At 38.3% G+C, this 18,913-nt stretch carries 15 protein-coding genes and 1 pseudogene; 11 read left to right on the top strand and 5 right to left on the bottom strand.

The genetic code is table 11. From position 1 onward, the window contains the following. Positions 1-9: 9 nt before the first annotated feature. The 5 genes and pseudogenes from AACQ93_RS12700 to AACQ93_RS12680 all read right to left on the bottom strand — a co-directional run bounded on the left by AACQ93_RS12700 (position 10) and on the right by AACQ93_RS12680 (position 6,109). Positions 10-1,231, bottom strand: a pseudogene (locus AACQ93_RS12700) (IS3 family transposase). A 669-nt stretch (positions 1,232-1,900) separates the two neighbouring features. Further along, complete coding sequence (locus AACQ93_RS12695) at positions 1,901-4,096, bottom strand: YjbH domain-containing protein (RefSeq protein ID WP_064605378.1); 2,196 nt, start codon at positions 4,094-4,096, stop codon at positions 1,901-1,903. Continuing rightward, entirely contained in the window at positions 4,096-4,914 is an 819-nt protein-coding gene (locus tag AACQ93_RS12690) for a capsule biosynthesis GfcC family protein (protein WP_064605376.1), read from the bottom strand. The genes AACQ93_RS12695 and AACQ93_RS12690 overlap by 1 nt, the downstream gene beginning before the upstream one ends. Before the next feature lie 13 nt (positions 4,915-4,927). Next, positions 4,928-5,632: a YjbF family lipoprotein gene (locus tag AACQ93_RS12685; RefSeq protein WP_064605374.1), complete on the bottom strand. Its 705-nt coding sequence runs from the start codon at positions 5,630-5,632 to the stop codon at positions 4,928-4,930. A 177-nt stretch (positions 5,633-5,809) separates the two neighbouring features. Next, entirely contained in the window at positions 5,810-6,109 is a 300-nt protein-coding gene (locus tag AACQ93_RS12680) for a hypothetical protein (RefSeq protein WP_064605372.1), read from the bottom strand. A gap of 713 nt (positions 6,110-6,822) precedes the next feature. On the opposite strand from AACQ93_RS12680, the gene AACQ93_RS12675 reads away from it, so the two are divergent. From AACQ93_RS12675 to AACQ93_RS12625, 11 genes are all read left to right on the top strand, one after another. Beyond that, positions 6,823-7,962, top strand: a complete 1,140-nt coding sequence (locus AACQ93_RS12675; protein ID WP_064605370.1) for a polysaccharide export protein — start codon at positions 6,823-6,825, stop codon at positions 7,960-7,962. Positions 7,963-8,211: 249 nt separating this feature from the next. After that, complete coding sequence (locus tag AACQ93_RS12670; protein ID WP_064605368.1) at positions 8,212-8,640, top strand: arsenate reductase/protein-tyrosine-phosphatase family protein; 429 nt, start codon at positions 8,212-8,214, stop codon at positions 8,638-8,640. Positions 8,641-8,746: 106 nt separating this feature from the next. Then, on the top strand, positions 8,747-10,912 hold the full coding sequence (locus tag AACQ93_RS12665) for a polysaccharide biosynthesis tyrosine autokinase (RefSeq protein WP_064605367.1): 2,166 nt from the start codon (positions 8,747-8,749) through the stop codon (positions 10,910-10,912). 195 nt (positions 10,913-11,107) lie between these two features. After that, positions 11,108-11,800, top strand: coding sequence for an acylneuraminate cytidylyltransferase family protein (locus AACQ93_RS12660; RefSeq protein WP_064605362.1), 693 nt, complete (start codon positions 11,108-11,110; stop codon positions 11,798-11,800). Next, positions 11,793-12,842 (top strand): N-acetylneuraminate synthase family protein, encoded by a 1,050-nt coding sequence (locus AACQ93_RS12655; protein WP_064605360.1) that lies wholly within the window; start codon positions 11,793-11,795, stop codon positions 12,840-12,842. Before AACQ93_RS12660 ends, AACQ93_RS12655 begins: the two co-directional genes overlap by 8 nt. Further along, positions 12,835-13,965, top strand: a complete 1,131-nt coding sequence (gene neuC / locus AACQ93_RS12650) for a UDP-N-acetylglucosamine 2-epimerase (protein WP_064605358.1) — start codon at positions 12,835-12,837, stop codon at positions 13,963-13,965. Before AACQ93_RS12655 ends, neuC begins: the two co-directional genes overlap by 8 nt. Positions 13,966-13,977: 12 nt before the next feature. After that, a complete protein-coding gene (locus AACQ93_RS12645; protein ID WP_064605356.1) occupies positions 13,978-14,880 on the top strand; it encodes a hypothetical protein in 903 nt (300 codons plus the stop codon). After that, positions 14,873-15,367 carry an acyltransferase gene (locus tag AACQ93_RS12640; RefSeq protein WP_064605354.1) on the top strand — a complete coding sequence of 165 codons (495 nt, stop codon included), beginning with the start codon at positions 14,873-14,875 and terminating at the stop codon, positions 15,365-15,367. The genes AACQ93_RS12645 and AACQ93_RS12640 overlap by 8 nt, the downstream gene beginning before the upstream one ends. Before the next feature lie 14 nt (positions 15,368-15,381). Beyond that, positions 15,382-16,599, top strand: coding sequence for a glycosyltransferase family 4 protein (locus AACQ93_RS12635; protein WP_157097568.1), 1,218 nt, complete (start codon positions 15,382-15,384; stop codon positions 16,597-16,599). After that, positions 16,599-17,810 carry a hypothetical protein gene (locus AACQ93_RS12630; RefSeq protein WP_064605350.1) on the top strand — a complete coding sequence of 404 codons (1,212 nt, stop codon included), beginning with the start codon at positions 16,599-16,601 and terminating at the stop codon, positions 17,808-17,810. The genes AACQ93_RS12635 and AACQ93_RS12630 overlap by 1 nt, the downstream gene beginning before the upstream one ends. Continuing rightward, positions 17,807-18,913, top strand: a complete 1,107-nt coding sequence (locus AACQ93_RS12625) for a polysaccharide pyruvyl transferase family protein (RefSeq protein WP_064605348.1) — start codon at positions 17,807-17,809, stop codon at positions 18,911-18,913. The genes AACQ93_RS12630 and AACQ93_RS12625 overlap by 4 nt, the downstream gene beginning before the upstream one ends.

The raw sequence follows: 18,913 nt of genomic DNA, 5'->3' as shown, positions 1-18,913 counted from the left end.
GACGCTTTTTTATGAAGCCAGTAGGAAATCCCTGCTGGCTTTTTCATGCACTTCACTCGGGGTTTTCATTCCCAAGCTCATATGCGGCCTTAAGTCGTTATATATTGATATCGACTCTTTCACTAACACCATGAGCTCCTTCATCGTATTGCATTGATAGAGCAGGAGCTCATTCTTTAGTATCCCGTTAACCCGTTCTGCAAGGGCGTTTTGATAACAGTCATAACCATCCGTCATTGAAGGGGTCATGCCGTTGGCATTTAACTTTTCCTGATATTCTGACGAACAGTACTGTAGTCCTCTATCTGAGTGATGGATGGTGGCAGCATTAGTTCAGCGGTTCATGATTGTCATGTCTAACGCCTTTACCACATCACTGGCCTTCATTTCATTACTCAGCTCATAACCCAGTATCTTTCGAGAGTAAGCATCCGTGACTAACGAAAGGTAGTGCGTCCCTTCATCGGTTTTTACATAGGTGATATCGCTGACAACAACTTCTTCTACATGGCTAACTGTTCTTTCTTTTAGCAAGTTAGGATGCTTTCTAAGCCAGTGTTTGCTGTTAGTTGTCTTGGTGTAATTCCTTCTTGGCTTGACCAACATATTTTCGTTTTTTAAATACTTAAATAAGCCGTCTCGCCCCAACTTTATTCCTTGCCGCTTAAGCTGGGGCTTAATCAACAGATATAGCTTACGAGTGCCGACTCGTGGCATAAACTGCCGCCAGTACATCCCCATTTTTTTCACTGGCAAAAGCTCGTCAGCACGCGCCTCCAGACGGCGTTTGCTTGCCGGGATAAGTTGAACTGCCTGCATGCAGAAGCCAGTTTTACTTTCCCTTGTTCTTTGGCAAGCCAGAGCGTTCGGCTAAGTACTTTTTTTCTAAATCTATGCCATGTTCTTTCTTAAGAATTTCCACCATATCGCCATAAATCATGTTCTTCATTTCGGCGTTGGCGAGGGCTTTTTCAAGTCGCTTAATTTTTTGCGCTGGCGTTTCTTTGGATTTCGACATAGAAGGAAAGTGCTCAATTGGTTTCGACCAATCCAACTTACCATGCTTTCTCAGCCAGACAAGAACTGTACTTCGCCCTTGGATGCCATAGCACGTTTGAGCTTGTTTGTATGTCATCTCGCCTTTTTCAACTTGGGCTACGACAGCCAATTTAAAGCCCATTGTGTAATCTCGCTGGGTGCGCTTTTTTGTTGAGTTACTTGAAGAATTCATAGATAAGTCTCCAAAGTGTCAACTTATCTCAGGACGGGACAAAACTAGTTTAACAAAAAGCGCCTAATTTAGGCGCTTTTTTTATTTGAAGATATTACTTATCTGTACCCAGATATTTCCTTTTATAATCAGATGCTTTAGAAAAAACAATTAAAGGTAGCATCACAAAAATAAAACCTGCTGCATATTCAATACTTTCATTGGCTAGAAGTTGATAGCAACTTATTACAAAAATGCTCAACACTAACAATAAGTTAGTCTTGTGCATCAAGGGGTGATTCACTGAGAAGTGAGCATACGACCTGAACACGCTTTATTAACCTCATCTACTACAAAATAGTTTACAGTGTTGTTTATTTTTATTATGTGTCACTTTGGTGACAAAAGTATTAGTAGGTTATTTTAGTATGTTTTTAAAGCATGTCTCCTGTTTTTTACTTTTTTTTGCCGACAGTATCACTATAACTTGTGAGACAAATGGATAATCATGAGAGGTGAGAGGTGAGAGGTGAGAGGTGAGAGGTGAGAGGTGAGAGGTGAGAGGTGAGAGGTGAGAGGTGAGAGGTGAGAGGTGAGAGATGAGAGATGAGAGATGAGAGATGAGAGGCGAGAGGAATTCACCTCTCGCTACTTTCGCTCTATCGCGATTTTAGTCTATCTTCGGTTCTGTTAATTCAACGCTTTGCGGCCGTACCACGGATAGCGTGCATCCGTCACACTAAACAACTCATATTTGCGGTTTAGCATTTGCCCGCCGTCACGGCTCAGTGGTAGCCATGATATGGTTGCGCGGTTAGTACTCGGCTTCACAGTCATAATGTCGAAAGGAATTGAAACGTAGAAGCCTTTGTTGTAACTCCCTTCACCGAATTCTTCTGCTGACAGGTTAGTGATAGCAGCAAAAGCTCCGGCAATGACACCACTGTCAAATTGCTTTGAGAAGTCAATGGTTATCCCTTTATCTTCAGTTAGGTACTGGCCGGCACTGACTTTAAACAAGGTATTTGGTAGCCATTCCCATTGCGGCTGGTAGTAAACAGTGGCATGGCCTGTAACGGCACCCGTTTGTACGCGATAGTTTCGGCCAGTCAGAGGGTCAAACTGTACTTCTTCGGTGAAGAAACCAAACTGAGAGTCTGGATCGCGTTGAATAACATAGTTGGCGTCAACACCTAAAGCCCAGTTACTGTTAAGCGGGCGGTAAAGCACTTCACCACCGACACCACCAAACATCATTTCCAGATACCCACCATAAGCCTGGGCATACCAGTCATCGGTCAAACGATCCATCCAAGTTAACTGGAGGTTATTCATTTTTACTGGGTTGTCATTAATATACTGGCGAACCAACGTACGGACACGCTTAAGATCAGTGCCATCAGGCGGTACTTCGTACAGGAACTTGTCATAGTTATCATAAAGGTTGAAGTACATTGAACCACCCAGCTCAACATGGTCCCCGAACCAGTAGTTTGCCCCGGCATTAATACCAATGTTGAACATATAGAAGTTCTCAGAACCGCCGAAGGATTGCTGAAGGGTTGGAGCGACACTCACATCCCAGGCTTTATCAGATTTCGCAATAAGTCGACCTTCTGGTGAATCAAGGGTGCCTGTTGTTGTTGCATCATCAATGCTGGCTCCGAAGTATTCATTGCGAGCATATTTGGCAAACTTATCACCATCAATGCGGGTTTCTGTTACAACTTGGGAGTTGGCGGTTTCAATTAACCGGTATTCATTCGCCTTCGGTACCTGATTCGCTATCAGAGTAGCTGCTCGTTCATGTGCTTCGGCGCGTTCTCGGTATTTTGTTTGTGGTGCAACAACAGTCACTATTTCATCGGTTGCATAGATGGTCGGGTCATCGTAACCGGCTATTTGGTGTAGATCCTGAGCCAACTTTAGCCATTCATCGTCATTAAGTTCTGGCCCTTTACTGTCAGTAGATACTCCCGACTGGCGTTGGTAGGTAGGTGCAGGCTCATCACGCCAGATCGCTTTTAAATCATTGAAGTTGGTATTCAGGTTAAAACCAAATGTCCAGGTGTTGCCGCGCTCATAGCTGACACGTACATCACCCCAATCTCCCAATCGGTAGAGTGCGCCATAGTTGATTTTACTGTCCTGGGTCATATCAATTCCACCACGGGTCACAGGAAAATCACTTTGATAGTCGTTACCTTCATACTCAACTTTCAGGCGAAGTGGTTGCCATGGGGTTTGGTATTCGACACCGCCAAAAATAGCACTACAACCGGTGAACCAGCGGTCAAAGTCAATGCTGCCGCCTTTGCCTTTGTATTCGGTATTTCGGTCGCAATCATTCCCAAGTGATTTATCACCGGTAAGATTACCGCTATTACCTATATATCCCCAGCCGACACCTAAGGTAAAGTCAAAAGGACCGATGTGTTTGTTGGCGGCAATAAACTCACCATCGAACAGGCCGGTACCACCAAAGTCTCGAATACCGATAGAGGTTTCAGGTAGCCAGTAGCTCTCTTTCAGTAAGCGGATTTTAAAATCAATTCCTTTGTCGGTGTACTTGGTGTCACCACTGAAGCTTGGGTCATCACTATAGAGTAAGTCCTGCACCAGAGTGTAACGGACAGTAGATTCCAGCCAGGGAAGTAGCTGAAGGGAAACCGTATAATGATGATATTCATCATTATACGTCGCTCCAATAGTAAACTCGCCTTCCGGTGCCATGCGCCCTGATGGCATCTGTATAAGTCCTACGCCGCCGAAGTCTGACTGTGAGGGCTTAAATGCTGGGTAGTCGAACTCATCGGCATGGCTATGAAGAACTGGAAGCATTGCCAAGGTAATGGCTGATAATGAGGTGGTAAGTTTTGTGTTCATTACAGTGTCCGGTTCCTTAGCAGGTTAATAAGCTCCTCGTTCAGAGTCTCCAGTTCATCAGGAAGCGATGTAAAGCCCAAATAGATGATGGCACCTGGTGCGATATCACTATGCTTTCTGTTCCAGTACGCAACAGGGTGTTGCTCGACCTTACCATCGGGCTGGATAACCCAGGCGTAGCTGTTATCTGCGTTGTTAATTGGTGAGCTTTGGGCTAGGTATTTATCCGCACCCCAACGCTCACGCCAACTTAATTCCTGTGGCTTGTCAACCGCACCTACAATCCACACTGAGTTTGGCCGAGGTGGCAAAATAACTGTGATGTCCTGGCTAATTAGTGGGTTTTGCGTTAAATCGATTCGCACTTGATCATAATCAAGAGAGTTAAATACTCGTTGTCCGATTTGCTCTTTTTTCAGGAAAGTTTGTAAATTCAAAACAGCTTGTCGTTCTTGAGCTTGCCAGTGATTGCTAATAGCATCTAATTTATCCAAAACTGTTTTTTGCGCAGAGTTGGTTTTAGCTACTAGCAGAGCCGCGCCTTGCCAGTAAATCTTTGCATTAGTGGATATTTGTTCTGCTTGGCTTTGGTTTAATGGCAGTTTGCTCAAATTTGTAATACTGTCGGCTAAAACTTGTTGTAAGCGAACAGGTGCTTGGTAGCTTAGCTTTATGTGTTTTGTATTCTTCGCTGAAGCTGTTAGTTGAACGTCTATTGGTTTAGCTGTTATAGCGCTGGTGGCAAATAGCGCGGAAAGCGTAAGCGCCAAAAGCGCAACCGATTTGGTATGATTGAAAAAGGAAGTGAGCTTGGTCATTATCTTTCCGTACTTATGAATAAGGCTTCAAAAGGGTAATTTCAATATATGGCAGGCCCGGAGCTAACTTTTGTTTGCTCTTTAGTACTTTTCCAGTCTGCGGATGGAGCCAGAAATTATTCTGATAGCTGTTATCAAGGCTCTTAACTGTGACTTCTTCAGTAAAGTGTAAGGTTTCAATCGGCTTTTCATTAACCATTATGACCGCGTTGGGCTGGCGAATAAATGTAGATTCAAGCTTATAGCCACCATGGTAGCCGGGCTGCCAATCTATCGTTCGCTGCCAGTGTTTAGGTGTGTTTGCCTTTTGAAGCCCTAACTGTAACGGGTCAGGTTGAGTGCTGTGTGTGTTAAGCAAGTTACCTTGAGGAAGATTGAGCGTTTTAACTAAACGACCAGACTTAGTAACCAGCATTCCCTTGTCTGAAGAAAGCCATTTCAGCTGAAGAGCGGAGGATTGTTTTTGAACACCAAACTTAGCTGGGTATTCTGCTAATGCCAGAACCATAAATGCTTGAGGGCCATCGCCGATACGGGCGTAAATACTGGCATAGGGTAGGTTGATAATATCGACGTTTTCAAGTTGAGTATCTTTATCACCAAACAAGGCGATATTCAGGGTGTCGTTAACGTCGTTAAACTTTTGACTACAACCGGAAATTACGGCGGTAATCATAAGCAGAGTGAAAGTATGAAAAGCTCGATGAAATAACCGCATTGCAGAGGCAAGTTCCATTTACTGAGTTTAGATACGCGAAATTAGGGCCAAAACTGTTGATTTAGAAACAGCAGCGCGCTAATGCCGCTAGAACTGTGTTTTAAAATAGCCGCACCCTTAGGCGCGGCTATGAGATAACACTGCTGTTTTTAGCAATAATACTTAAATTCTAACGAATTAAGATTTTGCAGAAACAGAAGTAGTAGTACCGTTGTTATTGCTTGAATCAGCAACGGCTACAGCCGCTACAGAGGCAGCAACACCAGCCGCTACTGCCGTCGCTGTGATACCGCCTGCCGCCGCAGCTGTTGCGCCAGCAGTACCTGCCGCCGCACCAGTTGAAGCAGCAGTAGTTGCAGTTGCGCCAGCTGTTGATGCTGAAGAAGTAGCGCCAGCTGCACCAGCGGTTTCAGTGGCAGCAAACGCTGAGCTAGCCATAGACATTGCTGCTAGCAGGGCAATTGCAGTTTTTTTCATCCTATTCCCTTATTTTTATAAATAAACGTAAAAAGAGCGAAGTTAAACTTCTTTGCAATGATATGGTGATATCTGCTGAATCGCAACGAGTCTAAAGCAGTATCATAAAAATATTATATTGAGTATGAGCAAAATTATTGTCAAAACAAGACACTTATCCCAAGAATTTGATGAGCTTAAAAAATATTCAGGTTAGGGTGTGTTTGAATGTGTTCCCTGTGCTACTTGGTGATGCTATGATATTTATCATCTTATATATCAACAGCTTGTTTTGCTTATTTCGCTAAGGGGCGATTGCCACTGATAAATTTTTCAGTTTCTATTTACTTGCCATTTATGTAAAATACCACTCTGATATTGCTTTGGTCATGATATCGGTTGGTGGCTTATGTTCAATTTTTTGCTGATATTCGCTTTCAAACAATCTTGCCATATAACAAAGCAATAAAATCCAAAAATCAAACAGTTTGAATGCCATTGGGAGCTACAACCCAAGGGCGGTAGCATGGATAAATCATGCTCAGGGAGTGAGAACTGAGCAGAACGAGTTAAGTCATGAGTTGTGGTAACTTTTGCTTCTACTCTCTTCTAGAAACTGAATTCTCCCTCTATATTTCAGCTTCGGTTTGCGTTTGAAACCGGGACTAACTTAATTGCCTCGGTACTCAGTACTCGGCTTTACCTTTTACCTTTAATATCTTTCAAACCAAAATATGCATTTCACAAAGAAGCTTCTGATATCTGCAATGGCATCGTCCATGCTGGTAGGGTGCACAGTGCCCGGCTCACATTTGAATATCGACAATAAAAATAGGGTCGCAACAAGTAGTGAGCAGCAAACTGATATTTCTGAACAGGTCAATGTTTATCCGCTTACCGCTAGTACAGTCAGTAAGATGAAAGCCCCAAGGGTGGTATCAAAGAGTAACCCTGCGCTGGACGCTGAAGTTGTCGGCTATCAGTACAGAATTGGCCCAGGTGATATCCTAAATGTTACTATTTGGGATCATCCTGAATTGACAATTCCAGCTGGGTCTTATCGAAGCTCAAGTGAATCTGGTAATTGGGTTCATGCAGACGGCACTATTTTTTACCCATATATCGGTTTGGTAAAAGTGAATGGTAAGACGGTAACGGAAATTCGTGATGAAATGGCCAGTCGTTTGAAAGCCTATATTGAAAGCCCACAAGTTGATGTTAATGTTGCTGCTTTTCGTTCACAGAAATCTTATGTTACTGGTGAGGTTAATAAGCCGGGTCAACAGGCCATCACCAATGTGCCGTTAACATTGCTTGATGCCATTAACCGTGCAGGTGGTTTGGCAGAAAATGCCGACTGGCGCAATGTAACACTAACCCGTAATGGTGTCGAAGAAACGCTTTCACTTTATGCATTAATGCAACGTGGTGACCTTACACAAAACCGTTTGTTGAGACCTGGTGACATTGTTCACGTTCCTCGTAATGATGCACAGAAGGTGTTTGTTATGGGGGAAGTTAACGATCCTAAATTGTTAAAAATTGATCGCGCCGGCATGAGTCTGACTGAAGCCCTCAGTTCGGTAGGTGGTATCAATGAACTTGAGGCTGATGCAACCGGCATTTTTGTTATTCGTGGTAACCGTCAGCAAGTTAACAGTGCCGATACCATAGCTAATATTTATCAACTAGACATCAAAGATGCCTCAGCACTTGTTATTGGCACAGAATTTGACCTGAAACCTTACGATATTGTCTATGTAACTGCTGCCCCAATATCGCGCTGGAATCGAGTGATCAAACAGCTACTACCGACTATTAGTGGATTTAACGATTTAGGTGAAGGTGTATTGCGGATTAGGAATTGGCCATAGAACCTACTTTCAAGATTTGAGATATAAGCATATACAATAGCGCCACTCTACTGATACTCGATAGAAAGTTTGATGTAACTATATGAAGAAAAAGTAAATGATTTAGGCACTGAATCTATAGGTCAGAGCATCAAAACGAGTTTTAATGAAAATTATATTAGTACCTTGATTGTTGAGTTGTAAGCAGGGGTACTATAGATATACTTTGTTAATCTCGAATCTAAATTCACTTAACAGGTGTATTATCCAATGTTCCAAAAAATCCTTGTCGTCTGCGTTGGCAATATTTGCCGTTCTCCGTCGGGCGAATATTTGTTAAAGAAACTATTGCCTAATAAATATGTTGCATCTGCAGGTATTGGTGCGCTGGTTGGAAAATCTGCTGATAAAACTGCAGGTGAAGTTGCACTAGATAATGGTATTTGTCTTGACGGACATATAGCTCGACAATTGACAGATGACCTCTGTAGGGAATACGACCTTATTTTAGTTATGGAGAAGGGGCATATTGAATCGGTTACAAAAATTGCACCAGAAGCTCGTGGTAAAACGATGCTCTTTGGTCAGTGGATTGACCAAAGAGATATTCCAGATCCATACCGCCAAAGCAGAGAAGCTTTTGAGTATGCGTATAGCTTAATTGAAGATGCAGCTCAAGCTTGGGCGAAGAAGTTATAATATGAGACAGGTTTAGTAGAAAGTGTGTCAGGGAGAGCCTCTTTCTACTTATATTTAGTCTCATCAATATCGCCTCTAGTTTAAATACTCATTATTGGAATTTTAAATGAGCATTACACAAAACCTTCAAAACAAACAACCCGATTCAGACGAAATCGATTTAGGTAAACTTTTTGGTATTTTGGTCGATAATCGCTGGAAGATTGTCGCTATTACCTTCATTTTTGCAATACTGGGCATTGCATATTCATTGTTAGCAACGCCAATTTATAAAGCCGACGCGCTAATTCAGGTTGAACAAAAAAGTACTGGTATGCCAGCAATTGGTGATATGGGGGAGCTGTTTTCCAGTGAATCATCAGCAACAACAGAGATTGAAATTATCAAATCTCGTATGATCTTGGGCAAAACTGTTGATAAGTTGAACCTAACTACAGTTGTTACACCTGAGTACTTGCCTGTTATTGGTAAAGGCTTGGCGCGTATTGAAGGTGTCCAAAACCATATTGAGATCAGTCGTTTTGAAGTATCAGAAGCAGTTGAATTTCCAGTATTTAAATTAACTGTATTGGATGCCCAGAGTGGAACTTATCAGTTACAAGACAAGAGTGAGCGAGTAGTTTTACAAGGGCGTGTCGGTGAGCTGGTACAAGAGGGAGAATTTAAGCTGTTTGTGACTGACCTTTATGCCTCTAATGATGCAATCTTTAAAGTGCAAAAGCGTTCTCGTATTGATGCTATTCAATGGTTGCAAGAAAACTTAGCTGTAAGTGAACGTGGTAAACAAACTGGTATTCTGCAGCTTTCATTTACTGGTGAAAACAGAGCAGATATTGAAAAGATCCTGAATGACGTCAGTCAGAACTATTTTTTGCAAAACGTTGCACGAAATTCAGCTGAAGCTGAAAATAGCCTTGATTTTTTAAGAGGCCATTTACCAGAAATAAAATCTCAGTTAACCGTATCTGAAGATAAGTTAAACCTATATCGTCAGGCTAATGAATCTATTGATTTAGGATTAGAGGCTAAATCAACTTTGGATGTGATGGTAACTATCGAAGCGCAACTTAATGAGTTAACATTTAAAGAAAGCGAAATATCCCAGCGATTTACTAAAGAACACCCAGCTTATCAATCACTGTTAGATAAGCGAAAGACTTTACTGGCAGAGCGTGAAAGACTTAATAGTCAGATTCAAAAATTACCCAAAACACAGCGTGAAGTATTACGTTTGACACGCGATGTGGAAGTTAATCAACAAATATATGTTCAGCTTCTTAATAAAGTTCAAGAGTTGAATATTGTTAAGGCAAGTACTGTTGGCAATGTCCGTATACTTGATAAAGCACAGTCATACACTAAAGCCGTGAAGCCTAGAAAAACATTAATTGTTATTTTCGCAACATTATTTGGTGGTATCTTAGCTGTAGTATGTGCGTTACTCAATGACGCTTTTCATCGTGGTGTTGAAAGTCCAGATGAAATTGAAGCTATTGGTTTACCAGTATATGCCAGTATACCGATGTCTGACTGGCAGATAGAGCTGGAGAAAAAACAAAAATCAAGGAAAAAGCTATCAGTTGAAGAGACTCTATTAGCCGTATCAAATCCTGCTGACCTTTCAATTGAAGCATTACGTAGTCTTCGCACTAGTCTTCATTTTGCCATGATGGAAGCTAAAAATAATATATTGATGATCTCAGGTCCAAGCCCTGGTATAGGCAAATCATTTGTCTCTGCCAATATGGCGGCAGTCGTGGCAAAATCCGGTTCAAGAGTGTTGGTGATTGATGCGGATATGAGAAAAGGTCGAATGGAGCAACAGATGGCAGTTTCTCACAAGCCTGGGATTTCGGATTACTTATGCGGACAATCAGAGATAAAGTCAATAATCAAAACAACAGGTGTTGATAACTTGGATTATATTGCTCGTGGAGATGTACCTCCTAATCCATCTGAGCTACTGATGCATCCTCGATTTAAAGGTTTAATGGAGTGGGCTTCTGAAAACTACGATATTGTGATTGTAGATACCCCTCCTATTTTGGCAGTAACAGATCCAGCAATTGTAGGGGCTCACGCCGGCACGGTATTATTAGTTGGAAGATTCGGTCAAAATGCTGTGAAAGAGATTGAAATAACCAAACAACGTTTTGAACAAAACGGCATTGAAGTGAAAGGATTTATTTTGAATGCGGTAATAAGGAAAGCCAGTAGCTATTATGGTGGTAATTATGGTTATTACAATTATAGCTATGAGTCAAAAAATTAGGTTTAAGCTCTTCTATTTAGTTAGAGTAGAAAATTTCAAGTTACATTTCACTACAGTTAGCCTTTTATTAGAGAAAGGTCTATGTGCAAAGAATACTGACCTTCGTTTTCTATTGTGTGTTATAGGTAAGAACACTTTCACCTCAAATACTGTGATGAATGTATTAATATTAAAAATATACATATTGGAGGTGAAATGAATATTGGATTGATTACAGCTCGCGGTGGTTCAAAAGGATTACCGAGAAAGAATATATTAGAGCTAAATGGGATGCCATTAATCGCATGGACAATACTTGCAGCTAAAGAGTCAAAAAATATAGATAGAGTTTTTGTCACGACTGAAGATGCTGAAATAGCTGAAGTAAGCAAAAGCTACGGTGCGGAAATTATACCTCGACCAATGTCACTTGCCGAAGACATGACAAGTAGTGAGCCTGTTATAGAACATGCAATTAACTACTTAGTAGATAAGGATCTTGCTGTAGATAATGTATGTTTATTGCAGCCGACTTCTCCGATGAGACACTCTCATCATATAGACTTAGCTTTTGACAAATTCGCCCAAGAAAAAGCAGATTGTGTATTGAGTGTTTTTGAACCTAAACATAGTGCAGCAAAAGCCTATCAAGTGGAAGAGGATGGCTCTATAAAAGGTTTGTTGTTTGATGATGCGCCATACTGTAGACGACAAGATTTACCTATGACACTACAACCGAATGGTGCGATTTATTTATTTAGCGCTGAACAGTTTATTGAAAATGTTCAGATACCAAGGAAACATGTTTTTCCTCTAATTATGTCTGAAAATGACTCTGCAGATATCGATACAGCAGAGGATTTAAAAGATGTAGAACTATTAATGAAGAGAAAGCAGAACCATGACTAATCCAGTATTTGAAATTGCCAACCGTAAAGTAGGATTGAACTATGATCCTTTAGTAATTGCAGAAATCGGTATTAACCATGAAGGTTCGCTAAAAACTGCCTTTGAGATGGTTGATGCGGCGATTGAAGCCGGAGCAGAAGTCATTAAACACCAAACTCATGTAGTTGAAGATGAGATGAGTGGTGATGCGAAAAAAGTGATACCTGGTAATGCGGATGTATCAATTTATGACATCATGGAGCGCTGTGCATTAAATGAAGAAGATGAGACAAAACTGAAAGAGTATGTTGAGTCAAAAGGTGCAATCTTCATTAGTACCCCATTTTCTCGTGCTGCAGCATTACGTTTAGAACGGATGGGCGTTCAAGCATATAAGATTGGATCAGGCGAATGTAACAATTATCCACTGTTAGACTTAGTCGCCAGTTTTGGTAAGCCGATCATTTTGAGTACCGGAATGAACGATATTCCTTCAATCAGAAAATCGGTTGAAATTTTCAGAAAACACAGTGTACCGTATTGCCTTCTGCACTGCACAAATGTTTACCCAACACCTGATAACTTAATTCGTCTTGGTGGTGTTGAAGAACTACAGCGAGAATTTCCGGATGCAGTAGTAGGGCTTTCTGATCATAGCATTGACAATTTGTCATGTCTTGGAGCGGTTGCTGTCGGCGCATCAGTTCTTGAACGTCACTTTACGGATTCGAAAGATCGTCCAGGACCAGACATTGAATGCTCAATGGATATTAAAGAGTGTTCTGAACTTATTAAACTATCAAAGCGCATGAAAGCGATGCGTGGTGGTTCAAAAGGCGCAGTAGAAGAAGAACAGGTAACGATTGATTTTGCATATGCTAGTGTTGTTACAATTGCTCCAGTCAAAGCTGGCGAAGTCTTTTCTGTTGATAATCTTTGGGTTAAACGACCTGGAACAGGTGAATTTTTAGCTGATGACTTTGAGAGCTTATTAGGTCGAGCTGCTTCTCAAGACATTGACATAGATACTCAACTAAAAAAAGAACATATTGTATATGAGTAAGAAAATTTTATTTTTAACTGGGACTCGTGCTGACTTTGGTAAGTTGAAAAGTCTTATCAATAAGGTAGAACAATCAGATGAGCTGGAGGCTCATCTTTTTGTTACTGGCATGCATATGTTATCCCAGTATGGTATGACTTCAATTGAAGTAGAGAAATCAGGTTTTAAAAATATATACAAATATATAAATCAAAATAGCCATGATTCAATGGATAGTATTCTTGCAAAAACCATTCATGGTTTATCTGATTATGTTAAAGAGTTAAAGCCAGATTTAATAATAGTTCATGGTGATCGTGTTGAAGCAATGGCTGGAGCGATTGTCGGCTCTTTAAATAATGTTTTAGTCGGACATATTGAAGGTGGTGAAGTTTCAGGCACGATTGATGAGTTAATCCGACATTCTGTTTCAAAGATGTCTCATATACATTTTGTTTGTAATGATAAAGCAAAGCAGCGTCTTATTCAGCTAGGTGAATTAGAGTCATCAATATTTGTTATTGGCTCACCTGATTTAGATATAATGACTTCTACTTCATTGCCAAATATTCAAAAGGTTAAGTTGAGATATAATATACCATATGACGATTATGCATTGTTTATGTATCATCCAGTCACAACAGATGTGAAAAACTTAAAGGAAAAAATACGAAAAGTCATCGATGGGATGATTTCTACCGATGATAATTATGTAATTATATACCCTAATAATGATCATGGAAGTGAAATTATCATTCAAGAGTTAGAAAGGCTTAGAAATAATCCACGCTTTAGAATCTTTCCAAGTATAAGATTCGAGTACTTTTTGACTTTACTTAAAAATGCAGACTATATGTTAGGTAATTCTAGTGCAGGTGTAAGAGAAGCCCCATTTTATGGTTTACCTTCAATAAATTTAGGCTCAAGACAGGACAACCGTTCAAAGGCGCCATCAATAATAAATGTACTAGAAAACCAAGAGCAGATATATAATGCTGTTGTTGACGCAAAAAAGAGTAAATTTGAGCCAACTAAAGAATTTGGACAGGGTGATAGTGATTTACGTTTTATTGAAATAATTAACAATAAAGACTGTTGGAGGACTAATGTACAGAAGGTTTTTGTAGACCTTGTGATTAATTAAGAGAGGTTTTTTGTGAGAAAAAAAACACTGTTCTTGCTTGAGTCACCCTTGCAAGTGTCCAATGCTATTGCTTCGAAAGAAATTAACGATGAAAGTACGCTACTAATACGTCTTAATGATTTTAAGAATAATGATGAGTTAATCTTAAATGAAATTAATGGTTTTGAATCAAGATTTATTTTTAGTGCAAAAAGAAACTCAAAAGTTAAATTAATGTTATGGGTGTTGTTCTTTTTTGTTTTCTTCTCTTGGAGAACACACCGAATATATTTGGGTGATGCAAGAAGCACATGGATGAAACTGGTTGAGAAACTTTTTCTAATGTCAGAAATCATATATTTAGATGATGGAATGGCTACAATTAAAATTTATGAAGACGTAATAAAGAAGAACAGTAAGGTTACTTTTTTAACAAGATTTCCATTAAAGCCTACAAATAATGTTTCAATAAGAAAAATTCAAGAAGTTGATGACAAACAATTTATAACCAGGCATAAAGAAGTTTATTTTATTGGGGCGGCATTGTCTGCAAATAGGTTATTAGACACGAAATGTTATATTTCAATTATTAAAAATGAAATCGAATCCTATAAAAGCAAGGGATATGAAATTGTTTTTTTCCCACATAGATATGAATCTCTAGATGTAATTGAAGCATTAAGTGAAGTATGTATTATTAACAGCATAGGGACCTCTATAGAGAACTATGTAATCGACTCCAGAAATGTCCCAGAAGTTATTATTTCTTTTGCATCAACAGCTCTTTTTAATTTGTCTGATAAATTATGTTCCACCGAAATAATATCTTTGAACTTTTTAAAGCATTGTCTCTTAGATGAAAGGGTTTGTGATTTTGAGTTGGTATATTCTTTCTTCGAGAGACACTGTGATAATATAAAGGTAAGAAATGTTTAAGAGATTTGTTAAATTTTTTTTCTCCTATTGCTTTAAAAAAATGGCTGAAATATCCTTAAATAAGAAGCTTGATAATAAATCTAAGGTTCACGGTTATACTAGGCTAACCCATCGTACAATGATCGGAATAAACTCACATTTCAATGGCTTGCATATATACGGAGCGGGTCGTGTTTTTATTGGGAAAAATTTTCATAGTGGTAAGGGGCTGAAAATCCTTACACAAAATCACAATTATCATGGTAGCAAGTTACCATATGATGATACATATATTATAAAAGATGTGCATATCGGTGATAATGTTTGGGTAGGGCTTGATGTGATCATCTTACCAGGTGTCCATATTGGTGACGGAGCTATTATTCAGGCGGGTTCTGTTGTATCGAGAGATATTGAATCGTTAGCGATAGTCGGTGGAAATCCTGCTGTTAAGTTTTCATCTCGTGATATAAGTCATTATCGTCAAACCAATGAAAACTTGTGTTGATTGGTGACTATGGTATGAAAATATTACATTATTCATTTTATGTATCCGTTGATAATGATTCTATAACCAGAAGGAAAACTGGTTATGGATATATGGTGATGGATATCATAAATTCAATAAAAAAGAAAAATAGTAAAATTTATGTTCTCACATCAACAGGTATAACAAGCGAAAGAAAAATAGCAAGTGTAGAATTCATTAGTAATAAATGGGTGGACTTTTTTTCTAATATGAGATTTTTTGATCTTGTTGAAGCAATTAAAGTAATCATTACTAATAAAGTGAGCTTTCATGAGTCTATACGAATATTTTACTCATCTTTGCAACGAGGATATTTTAATAAAGTAGCGAAGAGCTATGATATCCTACACTTTCATGGCGTTGGCCCTACGAATATAGATGTTATAAAAGATTTTGTAAAGCAAGGGCGTAAGGTTATAGTAACGTTACATGGTCTGAATTCATTCGATCCCATTGTAAATGTTACTGATTATGCTAATAAAGTTGAAAAGGATTTCTTATTATTTGCTAGTGAATGGAATGTACCTGTTTCAGTGATTAGCTCAGGTGTTAAGAATGAAATTGAGAGATATCTGAAAGGTGTGGATGTTTCTAACTTTGTGGTTATCACTAATGGAACGAGCTTGATTAATGAATATTCTCCTAAAGTTGATATTAGAAAGAAACATAGCATTCCCAAGAAAGCGAAAATTGCAATTTGTGTGGGCAATATTTGTGAAAGGAAAAATCAAATTGAAGTAGTCGAAGCATACAATACATTAGAATCACTATATCAAGAAGATTTATATATAATTTTTCTTGGTAATGAGTTTGAACCTTATCCTGTATCTAAGCGGGTTAAAGAGCTTAAATTTGAAGATAAATTAATATTTGCTGGAGCTATTCCTAAAGAAGAGATGCCTAATTATTACTTAAATTGCGACTTTACAATTTTGGCAAGTATTAGTGAGGGGTTTGGTCTTTCTATTATTGAGGGTTTTCAATATGGAAAACCGAGCTTAACCTACTCAGATATTGATGCTATCGACGATATTTACTCAGACTGTAGTATCATTAAAATAGAATCAAGGTCTTCTGAGAGCTTGGCTAATGGAATTAAAGCAATGCTAGATAATGAGTGGGAGAATGATAAGATTATTGAGCACTCAGAAAGATTTTCTTTATCAAAAATGGCTGATAAATATATGAGATTGTACAACGAGGTAAGATAGTGCAGACTTCGAATGCGATTATATGGAATAAAGTTATTAGCTATTCAGTGCCAATATTTATAGTAGTAGCTCAATATAAACTTGTTGGTTATGTGAATTACGGTACTGTGTTTTTATTGCTATTGTCTCTGATAGCTTTTTTGGGCTCCAAGAATAAAGTATTTACTATATATAAGCCTTTGCTTAATTTTGTTTTTGTTCTTATTTTTGCTTTATTTCTGTCTATTATTAGAGATTTCAATGTTGAGTTTGCTACGATAAATTGGATGTTACAAGGTTTAGCTATTATATTTATTATCATGGTTGTTAGTAAATATTCTAGACTTCAGTTCATTTATGAATCGTATGCTGTTATTGGTTATATATCAATATTTATATTATTTGTTCAGGCTTATCAGATATATATAATTGGACACAGTGTATCACCGATTTCTATTTTACCAATAGCGGAAAGTGATATAAGGTTATGGCAACCAGCTCCGCGGCCTTCTTCGTTGTTTACTGAGCCGCAGGCATATTGTAGCTTTATTTTCCCTTTGTTGTTACTGGCTGATAAATACAAGAACAAGAAGTTGTCTTTCTTGGTTTCCATATCCATGCTTCTATCAGGTTCAAGTTTCGGAATATTAGCTTTGTTTTTGTATTTGCTGTATAGAACATTCTTTTTAGAGCGAGTTTTATCAAACAAACTTATTGTTATATTTTTTGGTTTGTTTTCTCTTTTGCTCTTGATGAATTTAAGTTATTTCGATGCGGCCATTTCTAAAATTGAGCGAATAGACTTAACTTATGATATACGTTTAACTAAAGGGTTTATACTCTATTTTGATATCCCCATTTTAGACAAAATTATAGGTTTAAAGGGGGAGGTTAGTGATTTTATATTGTCAAATATACATAACTATCCTTGGGCATATAGATATATGAATGAAAGTTCAATTCACTTGCTCAATTATGTAACAACATATTCCAGTGTTTTTCTGAACTTTGGTTTGATTTCAGGGGTGTTTTTTTCAATTTTAATTTATAAATTATTCGATAACAAGTGTAGTTTTGCTAAAGGAATTGCCTTTTTAATTGTTATAACAAGTTTTACAGCAACAATATTGTTTAACTCTTGGTTTTTATTTTATTACCTGCTCTACTTTTCTAGGTCTGAGTTTTTGGGTTCTAATGCTTTTTACCACTTTAAATTTAAGGTATCACAATGAATGTTGGGTTGATAACTACTCACTTTACAATCAATTATGGAGCTGTTTTGCAAGGATACGCCTTACAAAAAGCAATAATTAATTTAGGTTATAATTGCGAGACGATTGATTACTCACCAGAAGGTGATAGTTATGGTAAAAAAAATAAATATAATTTTTCAACTTTAAGAGGTTCTATTGGAAGTGTTCTTCAGTTGATTAACTTTAAGTATCGTCATGATTTGAGCAAAAAAAGAGAACTGTTTAATGAGTTTGTATCTAAAGAATTTAATTTGTCAAGTGCTAAATTTTCCGATTACTCAGATTTAAAGAAAAATGTAAGTGAATATGATGTGTTTGTGTGTGGGAGTGATCAAATTTGGAATCTTAACTTAATAGATGACTTGTCATTTTTCCTAAAGTTTGATTGTGTTTACCCAAACTCTAAGTATGTTGCATATGCCCCTAGTGTATCAGAGGCCCTTTCCGATGAGCAATATGATGAAATTACCAAGAGAGTTAAGCATTTTTCACATCTCTCCACTAGAGAGGAAGATGCGTCAATAAGACTGGCTAATCACTCTAATCGTAAGGTTGAAAATGTTATAGATCCAACATTCTTGCTTACTCAACAAGATTGGGCTTCACTGGCAGAGGGCATAAAAATAGATGAGCCTTATATTCTTTGTTTTGAAGTTGCAAGTGATAGTCATTTTTCAGCAAGATTAAAGGAATTACGAAAAAAGCTGCCATACAAGTTGGTAACCATTAGTACAAAACCATACAACAAGCATTCTGCAGATTACAACTTGACTGATATATCTCCATATCAATTTCTTGGACTCATTAAAAATGCTAAGTTCGTAATTACAAGCTCATTTCATGCTACAGCTTTCTCTGTTATTTTTGAGAAAGATTTTTTAGTTATTCCAAATAAATTCAGATCTTCTAGGCATGTAAATCTTCTAAAAAAATTCGATCTTGAGAGTCGTATTCTCTTTAGTGGGGATGATCTGTCAAATTTTGTAAGCCTTGAAAATATTAATTATGAAAATGTTCGGAATAAAGTGCGTGATATTCGAGCTAATTCCCTGAACTACCTAGAAAATGCTTTGAAAGGATAA

This window comes from Photobacterium sp. J15 (assembly GCF_963870815.1).
Taxonomy (GTDB): Bacteria; Pseudomonadota; Gammaproteobacteria; order Enterobacterales; family Vibrionaceae; genus Photobacterium; species Photobacterium marinum.
This window is presented reverse-complemented; position numbering and strand designations above follow the sequence as displayed.